This window comes from Parabacteroides sp. PF5-9, assembly GCF_029893105.1.
GTDB lineage: Bacteria > Bacteroidota > Bacteroidia > Bacteroidales > Tannerellaceae > JARXWG01.
This window is the reverse complement of sequence record NZ_JARXWG010000007.1, coordinates 1-16,177: the sequence shown is the minus strand read 5'-3', so window position 1 is coordinate 16,177 and position 16,177 is coordinate 1. Positions and strand designations below refer to the sequence as shown.

The window sequence follows — 16,177 nt, the reverse complement described above, 5'->3', positions numbered from 1 at the left end:
TTAAATTTTTATTCGGTCTTCTTTTTTGTGAATGGTTTACCGGCAATCAATGCTTCACGCAATGCCCGTTCGTTGATCAAACCGTCCTCTAAATAATATTCGATAAATATGTTGTTATAATGCCGCGGGTCATCTTCATCGTCTTCATCTTCAAGATAAACGTAGTCCGCTTCATAACCGATAATATCTTCATCATCATCGGCAATAAGAATACCCTGAGGTTGGTTTGCGAGATTTACGTTGAAATAAGTCGTGCAAATGATAAAACCTGCACGCACATTGCCTTTTACCGTCAAGAAACCGCCATCGTCGCCTTCGAAGCAGAAAATGGTGTTTTCCACATCCACATCGCCCATGACAACCAACTCGGCATTTCCCCAAATAATCACATTACGCGCTTTCAAATTTCCGGTGACAAGGATAAACGAACCGTTTCCCGATTCAGCCCAATCGAGATCGCCATCGATAATCAAATCGCCGTCGATAATAAGGTTGTACAGATTCCAATCTTGTAAATTCGTCGATTCGATGCCCGATACATGCAAATTGCCTTTTACGATACGCGTATCCTGAGTTTCATCCTCTTCTGCCATATCCACAAAAGGATAATGCACTACGCTGCTGATTTTGTACTCTTCATCTGCCACTTCGGGAGCAATAACCTCAGTCAGTGTTTTGTATGTGTTGTCATTAAGTGCAGACGGTTTACCGTCATTGTAAGATACTTTTTCCATTTTTATTGATTAAATTATGAGTAGCTTCGCCGACTCATGGATTATTTTTAGTAATTCTTTTCCATTCTCCTCCTTCAAATTCCCACTCTTTCAATGATTTCTCTCTAACAAACAGTTCATCGCCATCAACGCCCCTAAACTGTTTTTCGTCGAAATAAAATGTTTGGGGATCGGCACCTTCAACAATTTGGCTGCCCCAGTAAACACGGTTGCCGTCTGTATAATATTGTGAGCCGATCTGTTTAATCGTTTCCGGATTAGCACCGGGTAAAACTGCCAGCTGCTTGTCGTAAAAATAGACTTGATTCTTATCGGCAAAAAACAGAAGATTGCCATTGTCACCATCTAAAGGTCTGAACGTTAGTCCATCGATAGGCTTTTCCAAATAAGTGATAGGCTCTCCATATTCGTAAATGACATCGTTGATTCGCAGAAACGATCCTCCTATATATTCAATCGTATCAGCAGGATTCATAGAGATTTGCGAAACTTTGTATTTCTTTTCAGAGAAAGAGTATTTACGCATAAAAATACTGCTTTCGGTACGGATATAGCTTTTATTTTCGGGCAAAAGCCTCAATTCGGAAGTATTTACAGGAATAACAGCCACATCATGATGCATTTCGGTATCCAACAAAATATAAAGATTCGTTTTATCCCGGCTGAATTCATCGGTAAGAACCTCAAAAGTAACCGCATCGGCCGGTGTATAAATCACATCGCGAAGAAAAACATGGTCTTTATCTTTTGCCCACGCCCTGTTGCTATCGCCCCAAAGCATATCAGCAAACTGTAACGATGACATTATTTCATACGTCTCAGGGTCGGCTCCTTCGATTATTTGAATAGTGCTTGGAGAAGGATACTCACGGACTAAATAAACATGATTTGCATCATATCCCTTATCTTCGGAGATTACCTGAAAAGTATTGATATCCACTAAGGGAAAAGCCGTATAATGATGGTATACATTGTTCTTGTCTTTACTCCAATGTGCTGATAAGACCGAGAACGATTTCGCATCGACGCCCTCTAATTTATGATAACCCAACTCAAACCAGTTTCCATCAGGACTCCAGATAACGGACTTTTTATCTCTTGAATAATAATAGTTATTTGATTTTCCCGAATCGACAACCGGCCCCAATCTACAAGACTGAAAGAGTAATATAAAAGGAGATAATAGTATAAAAGACAGGTGCTTAAATGCGTTTTTTAATGTTATTGTTTTCAATGATTATCTATTTTTGTTTTTCTAAAAACTTTCGTGCCCAAAATACGAATTATCTGCGTTAAATACGCATAACTATTTCTTCAATAACATACAATATACTCTTATCGGGTTTTCTGAAAACTTCACAGGTTGTTTTCTATATCATCCAATGGATATAAAAACATGATTCAGACTGTTTTTCTGTACGATTAATGAAACGGCTTGAATTTAAGGTAATCGGCCGTTCGGGAAAAGATGCAACAGGCAAGGAGTATCCGATTTACATTTAAGTCTTTAAATAAAAGAAACCCTTTGAAGATACCCCTCTCCATTTCGTCAGGTGGCAATGGCTACCTGACGACTTTTACCAGTTCCGCATCGACCAACTGATACATCAGATGATAGGGATCGTCCCGGTTGATGACGAAAGTACCTTTCAGTTCTAAAAATTTATCTGTTTGCATGCGTTTCAGGTCATTGTGTCCTGCTTTGACGACGATTTCCATAACTGTTTCCATGCCACCTGTTCCGCAAAAGAAACACATATTGGAAGGTGTTTTGGATAAGGCAAACATATTTGTTTCCATATTAATAGGAACGTAATACCCTCTGATCGAGATCTCATGATCATTGATTGATTCGATACCGGAACTGAAGGAGGGAACGGCATAATAACCGTCTAACACTTTGACATACGCGTTTTTCCACTGCACATTCGCCAAAGCCTCCCAGTTGATGGGTCTTTGACCATTTATGGTTTGTAAGCCTCCCAGAATCAGGCAAAAGATAAATACTATTTTTTTCATTCACTCAATGTTTTTGATATGTCTGTATGCATGGCTTTAATCGCAGGAATAATAGACGCAACTGCTCCTATGGCAAGCGAGAGCAGGAGCAGCCACAGATCGGTTGGCGCTACCCATTCCTGTAACGTATAATGAAAATTATTCTCTGTATAGGCAGATAAAGCTATCATAGCGATCCGGCTGATCATAAATCCGATCAGATAACCGATCAGTGCAAAGCTGATCCCTTCCAGTAATAAAATGGAGAACAACCGGAAGCGACTACCGCCCATCACCCTGATCAATGCCAATTCATATTTCCGTTCTTTCAAAGAGTTGAGCAACGAAATAAAAATACTCAAAGCCGAGATCAGGATGATCAACCCGCTTATAAAAGTGAGTGCTTGTATGCCAATGCCTAATAAAGAATATAAACGATTTATTTCAATAGCCGGTGATGCCGCTTGCATATTGGTCGACTGATTAATAAGCCGTGGAAGTGTTATTACACCCATTGGGTTTTGATATTGAATGAGCAGGGAGGTGATCTCCTTACCCTCTGTTTCCAGATGCTCCTCGTGGTTGCATGGCTGACCGGCTTCATGATCGTGATCCGCGTGATCGTGATCTGCATGGTCGTGATCATGGTCATGGTGATCATGGTCATGGTGTTCATGGGTTTCTGCTTCACCATGGTTGTGATCCGCGTGGTCGTGATCGTGATCTGCGTGGTCGTCATGATCATCATGTCCCTCATGTGATTCATGGATTTTCCACACACTGCCTATATTGGTCAGAATCAACTGGTCGAGCACTGTTCCCGACGCTTTAAAGATCCCTTTTACTGTATACGGATTATCCCCATGGGTATGTCCCGTACCATCCAGAAAACCATGTTCGCCACTGAACTGGCTACCGATAGTCAGTCCGGTTTGTGAAGCCACTTTCGCTCCGATAGTCACTTCAAGATCATTCTGCCACAATACACCCTCTTTGAGTTCTGCCGGGTAAATATCCAGATAATGTTCGTTTGTTCCGACGATACGGAATCCGGCATAGTTATCACCCAGCGCTAAAGGGATGGCTTGTTTGATCAGGGGATTTTTGGATAACGCCATCGCTTCCTGATAATCGATATTCCCTGTGGGATAATCCACCTGATAGACCCCGGAGAGAATTAATTGCAGCGGACTACCTTTTGCTCCCACAACGAGATCGATACTGCCTGCATTTTTCTCCATTTGGTTTTCAAAGCTATCTCTCAGTACAAATATTAAAGAGATAATCGTCACTCCGGTAGCAAAAAGAAGGATATTGAGTAAAGAAGATAATGGACGGGATTTAATCTGACGGATATTGAAGCGTATACTATTCATTGTAGATAATTTTTAAGATTCCAAACGAACGATATTGGAAAATTTAGAAATGAGCCGGTTATCATGCGTCACAATAATCAGACTGGCCTTGAGTGCTTCGGCTTGCTGCTGGAGCAATCTCAGTGATTCTTCACAGTTTTTATCGTCGAGACTCGACGTCGGCTCATCGGCCAGGATGAGCGAAGGTTTGTTGACAACAGCCCTGGCAATGGACAGACGTTGAAGTTCGCCCTGGCTCATTTGATTCGTTTTACTGTTTCTGCAACCGGCAATATGCAGGCTGTCAAACAGATATTCGAGATGAAGCCGATCCAGGGGCAAATGATTCAGGAAAGCTGCCATTTCAAGATTTTCCTGTGCCGTCAGGGATTTTATAAAATGAGGTTTCTGAAAAACAATACCTATTTCTTTTCCTCTGTACTGATCCAACTCTTTGTTTCCTAACTGGGTAATATCTTTGCCGCTTACGGCTATTTCACCTGTTTCAGGTTTTATCAAACCGGCAATCAGGTGTAACAAGGTTGTTTTTCCGCACCCCGAAGAGCCGGTAATCAGATAATGCTCCCCTTTTTTACATGTAATATCCGGAAATTTAAATGTTCGTTCTTTTTTATAAGCGAATTGAACAGACCTTATAACTAAACTTCTCTCCATGTGTTGCAAATTTTCAGCAAATGTAGATGTTTTTTTGCAGGAAACCATGTGTGAGCGAGTGAACTTATAAAGAAAAAGGTGGTTATCTGTTGGATTTTTTCTTCGGATTAATCGATCTTGAAATGTTGTTCGAGAAGTTCTCTTTGCTGTTTGAAGAATCTGATTCGATCGAGCTGCGAGATGCCCGATATCAGTGTCGAGGTTTTTTTCAACCCTTGTATCCATTTTTTCATGCTGTCACACGCCTCTTTCTCCAACGAAGTATATGCCCCTAATCCGTATACGGTGCTCATACTGACATGTATATCACCACTACTGAGGTAATTGTATGTCGTGTCGAAGTTCAAGAGCGAAATATACATCTCTACCTTATTCTCCGTATTGTATATATCACGGTCGGCATAATATTCCAAGGTATTCAACAAACGTTCCATCTCTTGTTTCAATAGATACATACTCTCCTTGTCGATCAACTGTATCTCATAAAAATAGTTGATGTCGTTAATCAGCGACATCAGGAAATTGGAATCCCAGATAAAATAAGTGTATTTAATTCTTTGGATACCCTCCAGGTAACCGGCATAGGTCGCTTCCTCTTCGGGTGGGACTTTGATATTTAAATAATGCAACGGTTGCTCGCTATTCATATCAAACTGATACCTCCATTTAAGTATATACACCCGGTAAAGGGGCAGATGCAAAAGGCTGATATGCAACGGCAGCGTATTGGCGGCAATGCCGAATTCGGAGTATGGATTGTCGGCAGCCCGATGAATGACTTTGATATAGCTTTCGCTCATGTATAAGTCTACCGGTGTAAATTGACTGTAATCGCGGATATGCAACTGAAAGGATTGCGAGCGATAAGGAGAGGTGAAATCGGTCAGGCTGTCTAACGAAATCCCCAGTTGAGAGGAGAGTGTGACATATTCGGAAAAACTGAAAGGAACATCTGCCCGCAGACGTCTGTAAATAGCTTCCTTTTCCAAGGGTAATAACTCAGCAATGGTCTGGGCTAAATTCCCGGCACTCTTACCCTTCATCAAAGCGATAAACTTCTCCTGTAACTTTCTCCAGTCGTGAGACATTCTTTCGTAAAATAGATTAGGTATATGAAAAGCAAATGTATAGCATTTTATCTGTTTTTCGAAATAAAGTGTCAATCATTTTTCGCCTTTTGGGTTTGTGTGTAAAAACACCCACTTCTGGGGGTATGGGATACCATTTGCAATAAGTAGTTTTGTCACAGCGAATCAGTTGAATGTCTAACCTAAAAAAATAACGTATGCAATTCAAGACAACATTGACATCAGTAATGACACTACTTTGTGTGACCATGGGACTTCTTTTCTCCGGCTGTTCGGATAATGATAAAGAGACGGATCCGGTGGAAGGAAAAAACGACATTACCGGAACATGGATCGCCTCCTCCGGAAAATATGATCTGACGTTGAAAATCACAAAATCAGCTTACGATTTGCGAATCACTCAACCGGGCAAAGGGGGGATGTATGATATCGGTAGATGGGAAGTGGGCGACGATGGCCGCCTTATCTTAATCAATGAGCAGGAAGAGATCCTGGCGATGGGCGGAGTGATCAACAACAAACTCTCCCTGACCTTTGTCAATTCACTCTCTATTGGCATCTTGGGTCTCGAAGCGGCGAGTAATCTCACCTTTACACGTTCCAATGCAGAAGAGGAGGATCCGGGAGACGACGACGATAGCGTCGGTTTATTGGTTATTCAGAATCTGAGTGATAGTCGCAGTATCCTCTCGTTTGTTTTTTACGATGAAGACGGTAATTTATTGGATACCGACGACGATGAACTCGAAGCAGGTTATCAGTTTGGATACGAGATCCCTGTCGGCAATTATAAAGTGAAGATCACCGATACGGCCAAAAAATCGTATACCTCGAAAGTCTTTAAAATCGTGAAAGATAAAGCGACGGTACTGGAATACGACGGCTCTTCGTTCACCATCTCTGCTACCGGTATTGATCCGTCGGAGTTTACCCGGTCGGTGAAACTGAAAAGAGGACGGTTTTAAAGAGAATAATGTACCAGTTGATGTGAGTTATAATGAATAATCAATGGGGGTAAGAATTGAATATTTCAAAATAAGCAAGTGGACATTCTCTGCTCCTCGCCTGGTCAGGCGAGGGGGACCGCTGCCCCGCAGCGGTGGAGTGGTCGTCTTGTGTGGATTAGTCTGAATATCAGACAGATAGATTGTTTTGCAATAGATGTTAATTAGGATATTTTTATTATCTACCGCTATACAACCACTCCACCACCGCAAGCGGCGGTCCCCCTCGCCTGACCAGGCGAGGAGCAGAGAATGTCTACTTGATATGATCAAAGATGTGTATAAAGAGTAGGGCCAGGAGAGGAGCCAAGATAGCACTGGTCACTATATTTTGCATCTTCTCCTTTTCTTCAGATTGAATATTTTTCTTAATATTGAACTCACATTATTTTAATAGCCATTGGAATATTAAGGGTCTAAATCAAAATATCATTTAGTCATAAAAACCAACAATATTAGAACACTTTGTTACGCTTTAAACACTTTAAGAAAACAAACAAATCCTCATTTTCACAAATCTAAGGTCAAAAACACGATTATTCCTGCCTTTTTCGGAACCAAACAGCTACTTTTTCTCTTTTTTTCTGCATCACATTTTCATTTTATTGTGATGATGTTCATCAATCATTGTGATCATTTTATAAATTCCCCAGAAGACTCTTTCGAATCATGCTGATGATTTTCGGAAGTGGAAAAAAAGGGATAAAAAATCTGCTGTTTTTACATTTATTCACTTCTCATTGCTTCAAAAATCTGATACAAAACAGAATAACCATTTGTTACGCTAACGGGCTATGATGTGACAACTCTGCGAAAATCATCTATATGATTTACAATGAATGGTTCATCAGGTAGTCGTTTTTCGATAAAAAAAGACGTTCTGTTTTTCTTAAACTCCGTCAGAAGGCGATATTTATGAACACGCCTTACCCTGACCACAAATAAGGGACTGACAAAGGAGGTGAATTGACATTTTGATAATTCTCATCTCTTATGGCTATTTGTATTAAAACCATAACGCCCCTGTCGCTTTTTTTGAAAGAGAATGAACGCTTTATTGCTGCGAAGTATCACCCTCTCTCTTTGGATCGTAATGGTGCAGGTATATCAACAAAAAAGACCGGAACACTTTATGGCTGTGTTCCGGTCTGTTTTCAAAGGGAGAAGTAGGGTGTAAGGCTTGAGATATAGTGATTGTGACGATTTGATTATTATCATTTTTTGAACCTTTATTGGATTACTGTTATGTTTACCACCACTTCTGTGTAAGGGTATTCGGTTAAAGCCACTTTGAAAGAATAAGTAGTTGCTTGGACCCTGCTAACACGAACAGTTAGTATTGAATTTCCCGTACCAGAATCTGGACTAACTCTTACATATTTTTGGTTATCACGAATTTCCCAGGAACCATCAGTCGTAATTGTGACATAACCTGTCTCGGTGGAAGGAAGACCTTCTTTTTTCTTTAAAGTTAAAGATGTTGGACTTACATGAAGTGTAATAATTGGCATCGCCGCCTGATTAACAGTCAATGTCCTGGATAAATTTCCACCTGTTGCTTGGACGGTAATCACTCCACTTCGTGCATCTCCCGTATTTTCAGCCACATTATAGGTCGCTGTCTGATTTCCTCCATTGGCTGGTGTCGGTTGGGTGCCTAATGTCAACCAGCTTTGGTTGGAGGAGTAGGTAAGCGGCAATCCATTCGTTCCATTCACTGTAAAACTACCCGATGAAGCCGTATGAGCCGCATTGGCTGAAGTTGGAGAGACCGTCAGTGTCGATCCATTTTGTGTAATATTCACCGTTTTCGAAATATCTCCTCCTGTTGTCTGCACCGTAATTGCTCCGGTTCGTGCGGTGGAGTTCGGGTTGATCGAAGCGGTCTGGTAGGTAAAACTCTGATTCGCCCCATTGGTCGTACCCGATGTGGCTCCGCTGAGTGTCAGGAATCCTCCTGTCACCGATGAACTGTATCCTAACCCGGAAGTACCGTTCAGTGTCAATGTCCCTGCAGCATTTATTGTTGGTCCTAATGTGGTCGGATTGCCCGATACGGTTAAAGAAGATGCATTTTGTGTCACTTGTATATTTTTAGTCAGGTTGGCATCTGTTCCTGTCACGCCGTTCCCCGATTTGATGGTGATATTTCCACTTCGTGCGGCCTCTTTCGGGTTGACAGGCACTGTATATCCTACTGTCTGTGCCGCTCCTGTTGTATTGGCCGTACCGCTTGTTGTTCCGGTCAGTGTGATCCAGTCCACGTTTTTGCTTGCATTCCATGAAAGGCCTTGGGTGGAAGTAAAACTAACGGTATTGTTACTGGAAGCCGTAGGGCCGACCGTTGCGTTATTGCCGACCGTCAGTGTTGCACCTAGTTGGTTGACGGTAATATTCCCCACCGGCCCCAATGGCGCAGTAGTATTTCCGGCTCTTACCGAAACGGTTGCCTGTCGCTGCGAGGAGGAGGGGTTGCTGGTGGTTGTTCGGAAACGTACACTCTGTGTCTGTCCGGTGGTTGTGCCCGACTGGTCGATCAATGCCAGCCAGTCACTGCCTGTCGCTACCGAAGCTATCCAGGGCAGTTCGGCGATAGCGGTAAAGGTACCGATCGATTCACTTCCTCCTGCTGCGGGGATGGAATTGACGGTTGATCCTGTGAGGGTCGAAGCGGCCTGGTTGACGGTGACTTGTTGGGTCAACGTCCCGATACCGTCTCCACCTTTCAGCGTAATGGTTCCGATCCTGTTCTGTGCTGTCGGATTACTGTTTGCAGCCTGTACCAACAGGTTCTGTGTCGTGCCTACTCCTGTTGCTTTTCCGGATGTCACCGCACCGGCTTGCCAGGAGAGGGTATTACTTAGTGTTGCCGCCCAGGACAGTCCTTTGGTGGCGGAAAATGTCGCTGTGGCTGTCGCCCCCTTTGTTGCTCCGAGTTGGATGTCTCCACCTTTATTCAGTAATGATCCCCGTTGCGAGAGTGTCACCTCCTTGCCGTCGATGGAAAAAACGAGATGACGGGCTGTGGCGCTGGGGTTGGCCGTAGCTGCTTTCAGATCTACAGTTGTTAGCCCTTTTCCACTTACTAAGCTATTTACCGGGAACGATGTTCCGTTGACCAATGCCGACAGCCAGTCGGGTAGTTGGAAACTCCACGGTTTCCCCGGCTGTGTTTTCAGAAGGAAGGAGGTTTCCGATCCTTCTTCGGCCAATAACTCTCCCGGCTGGGTGGGCTCGGGCGATTGTCCGACAGTGATCCGCTGGTCGGAGAAGTCGATCCCTTGCAGACGGATCTCGATCGTATAGAAATGGTTCCGCCGGATGTTGTAGTCGTTGCGGTTGAGCCCGGGATAGAGCCGGATGACGACATTTTGATACAGATGCCCGTTCTGTACGGCATCACCTGTGAGTTCGATATAGGTGGCGTTGGTGACGCCCTGTCCGGTTTTCTTCTTTTCGGAGTCGACAACATTGGCGCCGGTGGCTTCTCCGGCTATGTTTTCGGGCAGGTACCAGAAAACGGGTGAACCGGAGGAGTGGGTCGCTTCAGTCAGTTCGGTGAAGGAGAGACCGGAGGGTCTGGTCTCAGACTCAATGAGTTTGACGCCCTGGGGGATATTGCCTACTTTCAAGGAGGAGGGGGTAAACTGAAAGTTACTGCCCGCAACGGTGTAGGTGAAACGAAGTTTGGCTGTTGCCCGGGTCATTTCGATTTTTTGTTCGAAAGGGGCCATTTCGTCTATTGTACCTTCAAGAACGCCTTGCCACTTCCCTTGCATCAGGAAAGGGTAAAGCTGACTGGAGAAATCGCCCGACGTATTATACGGATGAACGATTTTCAACAACAACTCTTCCGTGGTTGCTGTTGTGGTCAGATCTCCTCCATTGGCGATCAGATAGACCGTACATGGCTGAAGGGAGGCTTTGAGTTTGACATCGACATATTCCAACGCGACCTGTGGGATGTACACACTGGCCAATCTGGCTCCTTGTGCCGTATATTGGCCGACCCATAGCTGCTGGATCTTCCGCTCTTCCCTTTCGGAAAGCGATTTGGAGGAACGGGTGGCTATCGATACACTGTCGCGGGAATCTTCGTTTTCGGTATATGGTGTTGTCGTTAGCGTATCCGATTCAACCGTGCCGTCCGTATGGAACGTCAGACTACGTGTTGTTGATGACGCGATCGGCTGCACATCCAGATGAAAACGGGTGTTGATCTCTTCGCCGGGGGCGGAGGGAGGGGGCACAATTACATGTACATCTTCACTTGCGCATGAAGTGATCAGCCATATAGCTGATAAAATGGATGATACCCGCAAGCGTATAGCTTGACGGCTACCACATAGGTTTTGGTCATACATCGCTCAATCCTGTTAAAAACGGTTTATTTTTTTGCTTTTTTTCCTTTTGATGATTTGATCTTTCACTCAAAAAGTGATCGATAAATCCGAATCTTTCTCCCGAAAGACGCTGTAAAAATAGTTGGAGTAGAGCAATTACAGGTTAACAAAAGAGGCATTTGATTTAATAAAATGGTTATTTTAATACTAAACGAACATTCTGAGGGGGATCAAAAATCAGAAAATGATTTGATGTACTTACAACTTGTAACCTATTCAAAGATAAGATGTTCTTTAGAATTCTCTCTCTTAGGCGAGAGGTGATTTACGAATAGGTATGTATACTCCCTTGTGCCGATGGCAGATAATTGACACCGATCCAGGTGATCATCAACAGGATAAATGCGATGGGCAATACCCAGACGGTCAGTTTGGGATACGCTTTTTGCAAGCGCATATGGATGTAGACCAGATAAGCGGCCGAGGTGATAAACGCCCAGGTCTCTTTCGGATCCCACGACCAGTAATGTCCCCACGCTTCTTTGGCCCAGACGCATCCCATCAATAGTCCGAGCATCAGGAATCCAAAGCCGACATACACCAGATTATCCATAAACCGATAAAGTTGTTGATCGGCAATGTTTTTATTCAATTTATGTATTTGAATAAAAGAGGCGATGGTAGCTGCTCCGAGCATGGCATACGAAAGGATATAAGAGGTGACGTGTGGTACGAACCAGATACTTTGTAAGGCCGGCATCAGGTTTTTGGAATGGATCTCCGGTTTGAATAGGTTGATACATACAAACACACAGGCCATAAGTCCACTGAACGAGAGGAGCCATTTATATTTCCAATGGCGGAAAGTCAGATAACCGATCGTGGAGAGGAAAAAAGAGTACCAGAGACGGGTTTCACCCATCGTGCGCAACGGAGGTCTTTCAAGACCAATCCACAAGCCACCGATAAATGTGGCTAAAACGAGGATACCTGCCACCATCAACAGGTTGATTATTTTTCTGTTGATCGGTGTATAGACCAATACGCCTGCTGTTATCCATAACAACATGGCCGGAACGGCAAACCATCCGAATTCATTCCACGTCATCTGTCGCCTCCTTTCTTTTGTTTCCTATCCATAACATACAAACACCACCGGCAGCCATCAGGATAATCCCGATATATACGGGAACGATCCACGGATCGTATACCAACTCCATACTACTGTAGGAGGAGAGTTTTCCGGCCTCCTGATCATAACCGTATTGGTAGATCATCCAATGACCGACCTTATGCGGTTTGTTGACTTCAAGTAATGTATGTGTTTGTTTGCCGTCTTCGGTAAAGACATTGATATCTGAGACGAAACGTTTGGGTTCGGGTTGGGTCATTGCCACACAGTATTGTTCGTTTAAAGGCAATACCATATAGAGTTGAGCGCTATTGCCGACACAGACCCACCCTTCTGCGACCGTATCGTTTATGCGGTTTCGAGCCTGTACCTTTACGGCGGGTGAAGCACCGGGCATTGGTGCTTTTTGGTAGGTACTGTCGCTGTTTCGTACCGCTTCATGGATATACTCCTTGACGGTGATCTCCCATTCGTCCAGTTGTCCGGTGATTGGGTGTTCTTCCAGTTGGAGGTATTGGGGATTATTCTCCGGTTGAACCGTTCCGGTCTGCCTGTCGATCACCACCAGTTGAGGAGGGTATTCTTCCATCCGGAAATCATTCAATCGGATAGCGACGGGCAGGTCCAATACTTCATTCCGGTTATTATATACACGCCATTCTGTTTCCGTTTCGCGTACATGCATCACATACCGTTTCATATCGGCAGCTCCCCAGCCTGAAGCAAAAAGGAAAAGCCATAACCCAAGATGGTTGAGATAAAAAGCGTAGTCGCCTCGACGGAAAGTAAAAAGGCGACGCACAATCAATGTACCCAATGATAAAAGGAGTAGGAAGTAGACAAAGACAAAAGGCCATGAGGTGGTCATTTGTCTGAGTCCGAAAATGGCAGCGGGGCTCCTGTCTCCCGGATGAAGATGGGTCATCTGTGGGGTTAATCCCATCAGGATACCCAATAATAAAAGGGCAGAAATCAATGTCACCGACAATGGAATGCCTGAGAACCATTGGACGACCGGGTTTTTTCGTTTGAAGGCCAAAAGGATGGATAGGAAGAGGATACTCCCTCCCAACAGGCCATTCACCGGCCATCTGAGTCGTGCAAAATCGAAAGGCCCCAACATCGCCTGTAAGACAAAACCGACGATCAGTATACCTAATACAAAAGCAATGCTTTCTGCATACCGCCAAGGGAATTGCCACATGTTTCGTTTATCGTTCACGTTGTTTAATTAAAAATGAAAAATGAATATAAAGCACTCAAAAGTAAGTGATAATTTGCAATTCATCGTTTTATCGTCTCTCATTTTTCATTTTCAAGATTTATTTACGCGTTTATCGCATGGCTAATTTACCCTCTTTCTGTGCTTTCTCAACCCATTTAGGAATCTCTGTCTCTATCCAGTTCTCTTTGTTGTTTTTAAGTTTATGCATATCCAGACCGATATATTCCTGTGCTTTTGCTTTTGTTGAAATATCGGGCATTGTGATGTCGGTAATGCCATGTGCGAACAACACTTTTTGCAGTTCGAGTTGGGCTTGCATGGTTTTATCCAAGCTGTGTGCCAGAATACGTTGTGTCTCTACCGGTGCGTGGAATGAACCGCCATGTGAAGCAACAGCAAAATCCCAACGCCATTGTGCCTGACGAAGTAGTTTTAAGGAGGCTGTCATCTGGCTGTCTGATGCGCCGTTGTCCCACGCTGTTTTAGCCATGATATGGGCTTTCGATAACTCCTGTTCGATACGGTCACGAATTTCCAGGGCTTTATCCTGATACTCATACACATATTTACGCAGGTTCTCTTCACTGTCGCGATGGCAGGTCTGGCAGGTGTTTGAGATGTTTTTCAACGGACTTACGATCTGATGATTGGAGTATTTAATCCCGCCTTCCGAGATATAAGGCATGTGGCAATCGGCACACCCTAATCCACGTTGGGCATGCGGGCCGAGCAGGAACAATTCATAATCCGGATGTTGGGCTTTTAGCATAGGCGCTTTACTGATCGCATGAGTCCAGTCGGAGAATGCCACTTCATCATAATACGCTTCCATATCTTCAACGGTCATACCTCCGTCCCAAGGGAATGTCAGGTATTTGCCGTCTCCTTTGAAGTAGTATTCCACATGGCATTGTGCGCATACCAAGTTACGCATTTCTTGTGGCGTAGCCTCGGAGATCTCTTTGCCCTGACGTTCGAATGCTTCGACTAATGCCGGACGGGTGATGGTCAGGTTCATCGTATGCGGATCATGACAGTCGGCACAACCGATCGGATTGACTATCTCACTGCCCATCGCTCCCCATTTATCTTTGTAGAAATTTTCAATACCCATCTCATGCATCATACGGGGGACATCCGGACTTTTGCATGACCAGCAAGTGGCCGGCTGAGGCCCGTCGGTCTCTGTTTGTGGCGTACCGGTGCGTAGGGTTTTGCGCACATCTTCTATGGCATACATATGTCCTCGCGGAGCCGAATAATCTTGTGCAAACGCATAACCGGCCCACAGAACCACCATTTCCGGACGGCTTTCCAATACATCTTCGGGCATATTGCCGAGGTGTTTGCTCCGGAAATCCATATCGGCTGTTTTTTTCCAGGTACTGTATTCCCGGGGATAGTTTTCGCCCCATAACTCATTTCGGGACTCGATCTCTTTGAGTTCCACTTTTTTGTTGTTGAACAGTGTGGCTATTTCCGCCCTTCGTTCGGTGACCGAAGCAGCCAGTATCCCTAAGACGAATACGGCAACCATGACTATACCGAAAATACCCCAACCGATGATGGGTTTACGTTTAATCGCTTCTGCTAATTTGATAAACATATATTTAATTGTTAATTATGAGTTGTGAATTATTAATCATTAATCATTATTTTTTTGAGCCATGCGGGAACAGGAGATGCCGGTAGCGGCACAATCGCATGGGGCGATGAGGCCAGATTACTGATAGTGGTATGGGGTACCTGGGTATGACAATCCCAACAGGCTTTACCTTCACCATGTTTAGCCTGGGTATAACTGATCATGCCGGTCTTTACAAATTCGGTATTCAGTTGGGTATGGCAACGAATACAATTGTTCATAATCACTTCATTGCTGGCGTCTCTGGGACGGATCGTCTGTGGTTCGCCTTTGATGGAGAATACGGCCGCATGGTATAAGCCGTCGATCGCTTTGAAAGCATATTTTTCAACCACATTATCCTGAGGAACATGGCAGTCGTTGCAAGTGGTCCATTGCGCATGTGAACTATGATTCCACGATTGATAATACGGAGCCATAATATGGCAGTTGACACAGGCCGACGGATCATCGGATAAATAAGAATGCGCCCGCGACATATAAATGGCGTAAATACCTAATCCGGCCAGTATCCCTCCCGCAATAAAGAAGGGTAGAATCATATTCAATGGGATGTGGCTTAAGATTTTCTTCATGATATCGGTGAATTGCTGTTATAAATAGTGATATTCAGTCTAATTTTAAAGCAAAATTAATGAATAGCCCTGATGAAGGATGTAATTAAAATTACACTTTTACAATTCGATCACTGTTTTCATACATTTGCTATCATCTAAACATAAGGTGTAGTCTGTGGATTTACGTGGGATTTCCAGTCATTTCATGCTGAACACAGAATCGTTTGACAATCGTGAAATGATCATTCTATAATTATCAAACGATCATTACACAATTGTGAAACAATCATTCGATAGTTGTCAAACGAATTTATCTTCACCAAATTTGACTTATCCTAAAATTGGTTGTCACATTTCGTCACTGTTTACTATAAAAGTTGACACAACCAAAACTCATCCCTAACAAGGTTGTCATTTTGAG

The 16,177-nt window shown here is 43.8% G+C and carries 14 protein-coding genes; 3 read left to right on the top strand and 11 right to left on the bottom strand.

Annotated features, from left to right (window positions below; genetic code table 11):
• Window positions 1–8: 8 nt before the first annotated feature.
• The 6 genes from M2135_RS05655 to M2135_RS05630 all read right to left on the bottom strand — a co-directional run bounded on the left by M2135_RS05655 (window position 9) and on the right by M2135_RS05630 (window position 5,850).
• On the bottom strand, window positions 9–734 hold the full coding sequence (locus tag M2135_RS05655; RefSeq protein ID WP_280747636.1) for a polymer-forming cytoskeletal protein: 726 nt from the start codon (window positions 732–734) through the stop codon (window positions 9–11).
• Window positions 735–768: 34 nt separating this feature from the next.
• A complete protein-coding gene (locus tag M2135_RS05650) occupies window positions 769–1,968 on the bottom strand; it encodes a DKNYY domain-containing protein (RefSeq protein WP_280747635.1) in 1,200 nt (399 codons plus the stop codon).
• Between the two features lie 329 nt (window positions 1,969–2,297).
• A complete protein-coding gene (locus M2135_RS05645; RefSeq protein WP_280747634.1) occupies window positions 2,298–2,753 on the bottom strand; it encodes a hypothetical protein in 456 nt (151 codons plus the stop codon).
• Entirely contained in the window at window positions 2,750–4,108 is a 1,359-nt protein-coding gene (locus M2135_RS05640; RefSeq protein ID WP_280747633.1) for an ABC transporter permease, read from the bottom strand. The genes M2135_RS05645 and M2135_RS05640 overlap by 4 nt, the downstream gene beginning before the upstream one ends.
• A gap of 12 nt (window positions 4,109–4,120) precedes the next feature.
• Window positions 4,121–4,762 (bottom strand): ATP-binding cassette domain-containing protein, encoded by a 642-nt coding sequence (locus M2135_RS05635; RefSeq protein ID WP_280747632.1) that lies wholly within the window; start codon window positions 4,760–4,762, stop codon window positions 4,121–4,123.
• 107 nt (window positions 4,763–4,869) lie between these two features.
• Complete coding sequence (locus M2135_RS05630; protein ID WP_280747631.1) at window positions 4,870–5,850, bottom strand: hypothetical protein; 981 nt, start codon at window positions 5,848–5,850, stop codon at window positions 4,870–4,872.
• A 197-nt stretch (window positions 5,851–6,047) separates the two neighbouring features.
• Between M2135_RS05630 and M2135_RS05625 the strand changes: the two genes are divergently transcribed.
• The 3 genes from M2135_RS05625 (at window position 6,048) to M2135_RS05615 (ending at window position 8,024) form a co-directional block, all read left to right on the top strand.
• Window positions 6,048–6,815: a hypothetical protein gene (locus M2135_RS05625; RefSeq protein ID WP_280747630.1), complete on the top strand. Its 768-nt coding sequence runs from the start codon at window positions 6,048–6,050 to the stop codon at window positions 6,813–6,815.
• 43 nt (window positions 6,816–6,858) lie between these two features.
• A complete protein-coding gene (locus M2135_RS05620; protein WP_280747629.1) occupies window positions 6,859–6,981 on the top strand; it encodes a hypothetical protein in 123 nt (40 codons plus the stop codon).
• Window positions 6,982–7,847: 866 nt separating this feature from the next.
• A complete protein-coding gene (locus tag M2135_RS05615; protein ID WP_280747628.1) occupies window positions 7,848–8,024 on the top strand; it encodes a hypothetical protein in 177 nt (58 codons plus the stop codon).
• 59 nt (window positions 8,025–8,083) lie between these two features.
• Here the strand turns inward: M2135_RS05615 and M2135_RS05610 are convergent, their stop codons facing one another.
• The 5 genes from M2135_RS05610 to nrfH all read right to left on the bottom strand — a co-directional run bounded on the left by M2135_RS05610 (window position 8,084) and on the right by nrfH (window position 15,774).
• A complete protein-coding gene (locus tag M2135_RS05610; RefSeq protein WP_280747627.1) occupies window positions 8,084–11,218 on the bottom strand; it encodes a BACON domain-containing carbohydrate-binding protein in 3,135 nt (1,044 codons plus the stop codon).
• Between the two features lie 304 nt (window positions 11,219–11,522).
• A complete protein-coding gene (ccsA, locus tag M2135_RS05605) occupies window positions 11,523–12,305 on the bottom strand; it encodes a cytochrome c biogenesis protein CcsA (protein ID WP_280747626.1) in 783 nt (260 codons plus the stop codon).
• Window positions 12,292–13,551 carry a cytochrome c biogenesis protein ResB gene (locus M2135_RS05600; protein WP_280747625.1) on the bottom strand — a complete coding sequence of 420 codons (1,260 nt, stop codon included), beginning with the start codon at window positions 13,549–13,551 and terminating at the stop codon, window positions 12,292–12,294. The genes ccsA and M2135_RS05600 overlap by 14 nt, the downstream gene beginning before the upstream one ends.
• 112 nt (window positions 13,552–13,663) lie before the next feature.
• Window positions 13,664–15,160, bottom strand: a complete 1,497-nt coding sequence (gene nrfA / locus M2135_RS05595; protein ID WP_280747624.1) for an ammonia-forming cytochrome c nitrite reductase — start codon at window positions 15,158–15,160, stop codon at window positions 13,664–13,666.
• Window positions 15,161–15,192: 32 nt separating this feature from the next.
• Entirely contained in the window at window positions 15,193–15,774 is a 582-nt protein-coding gene (gene nrfH, locus M2135_RS05590) for a cytochrome c nitrite reductase small subunit (RefSeq protein ID WP_280747623.1), read from the bottom strand.
• Between the last annotated feature and the right edge of the window lie 403 nt (window positions 15,775–16,177).

Bases quoted from the DNA above. Each gene is read 5' to 3' on its own strand.
- M2135_RS05610 (WP_280747627.1), bottom strand. From the start codon at position 11,218: ATGTATGACCAAAACCTATGTGGTAGCCGTCAAGCTATACGCTTGCGG.
- nrfH (WP_280747623.1), bottom strand. From the start codon at position 15,774: ATGAAGAAAATCTTAAGCCACATCCCATTGAATATGATTCTACCCTTC.
- M2135_RS05615 (WP_280747628.1), top strand. From the start codon at position 7,848: ATGGCTATTTGTATTAAAACCATAACGCCCCTGTCGCTTTTTTTGAAA.
- M2135_RS05630 (WP_280747631.1), bottom strand. From the start codon at position 5,850: ATGTCTCACGACTGGAGAAAGTTACAGGAGAAGTTTATCGCTTTGATG.
- M2135_RS05640 (WP_280747633.1), bottom strand. From the start codon at position 4,108: ATGAATAGTATACGCTTCAATATCCGTCAGATTAAATCCCGTCCATTA.
- ccsA (WP_280747626.1), bottom strand. From the start codon at position 12,305: ATGACGTGGAATGAATTCGGATGGTTTGCCGTTCCGGCCATGTTGTTA.
- M2135_RS05620 (WP_280747629.1), top strand. From the start codon at position 6,859: ATGGGGGTAAGAATTGAATATTTCAAAATAAGCAAGTGGACATTCTCT.
- M2135_RS05655 (WP_280747636.1), bottom strand. From the start codon at position 734: ATGGAAAAAGTATCTTACAATGACGGTAAACCGTCTGCACTTAATGAC.
- M2135_RS05635 (WP_280747632.1), bottom strand. From the start codon at position 4,762: ATGGAGAGAAGTTTAGTTATAAGGTCTGTTCAATTCGCTTATAAAAAA.
- M2135_RS05625 (WP_280747630.1), top strand. From the start codon at position 6,048: ATGCAATTCAAGACAACATTGACATCAGTAATGACACTACTTTGTGTG.
- M2135_RS05645 (WP_280747634.1), bottom strand. From the start codon at position 2,753: ATGAAAAAAATAGTATTTATCTTTTGCCTGATTCTGGGAGGCTTACAA.
- nrfA (WP_280747624.1), bottom strand. From the start codon at position 15,160: ATGTTTATCAAATTAGCAGAAGCGATTAAACGTAAACCCATCATCGGT.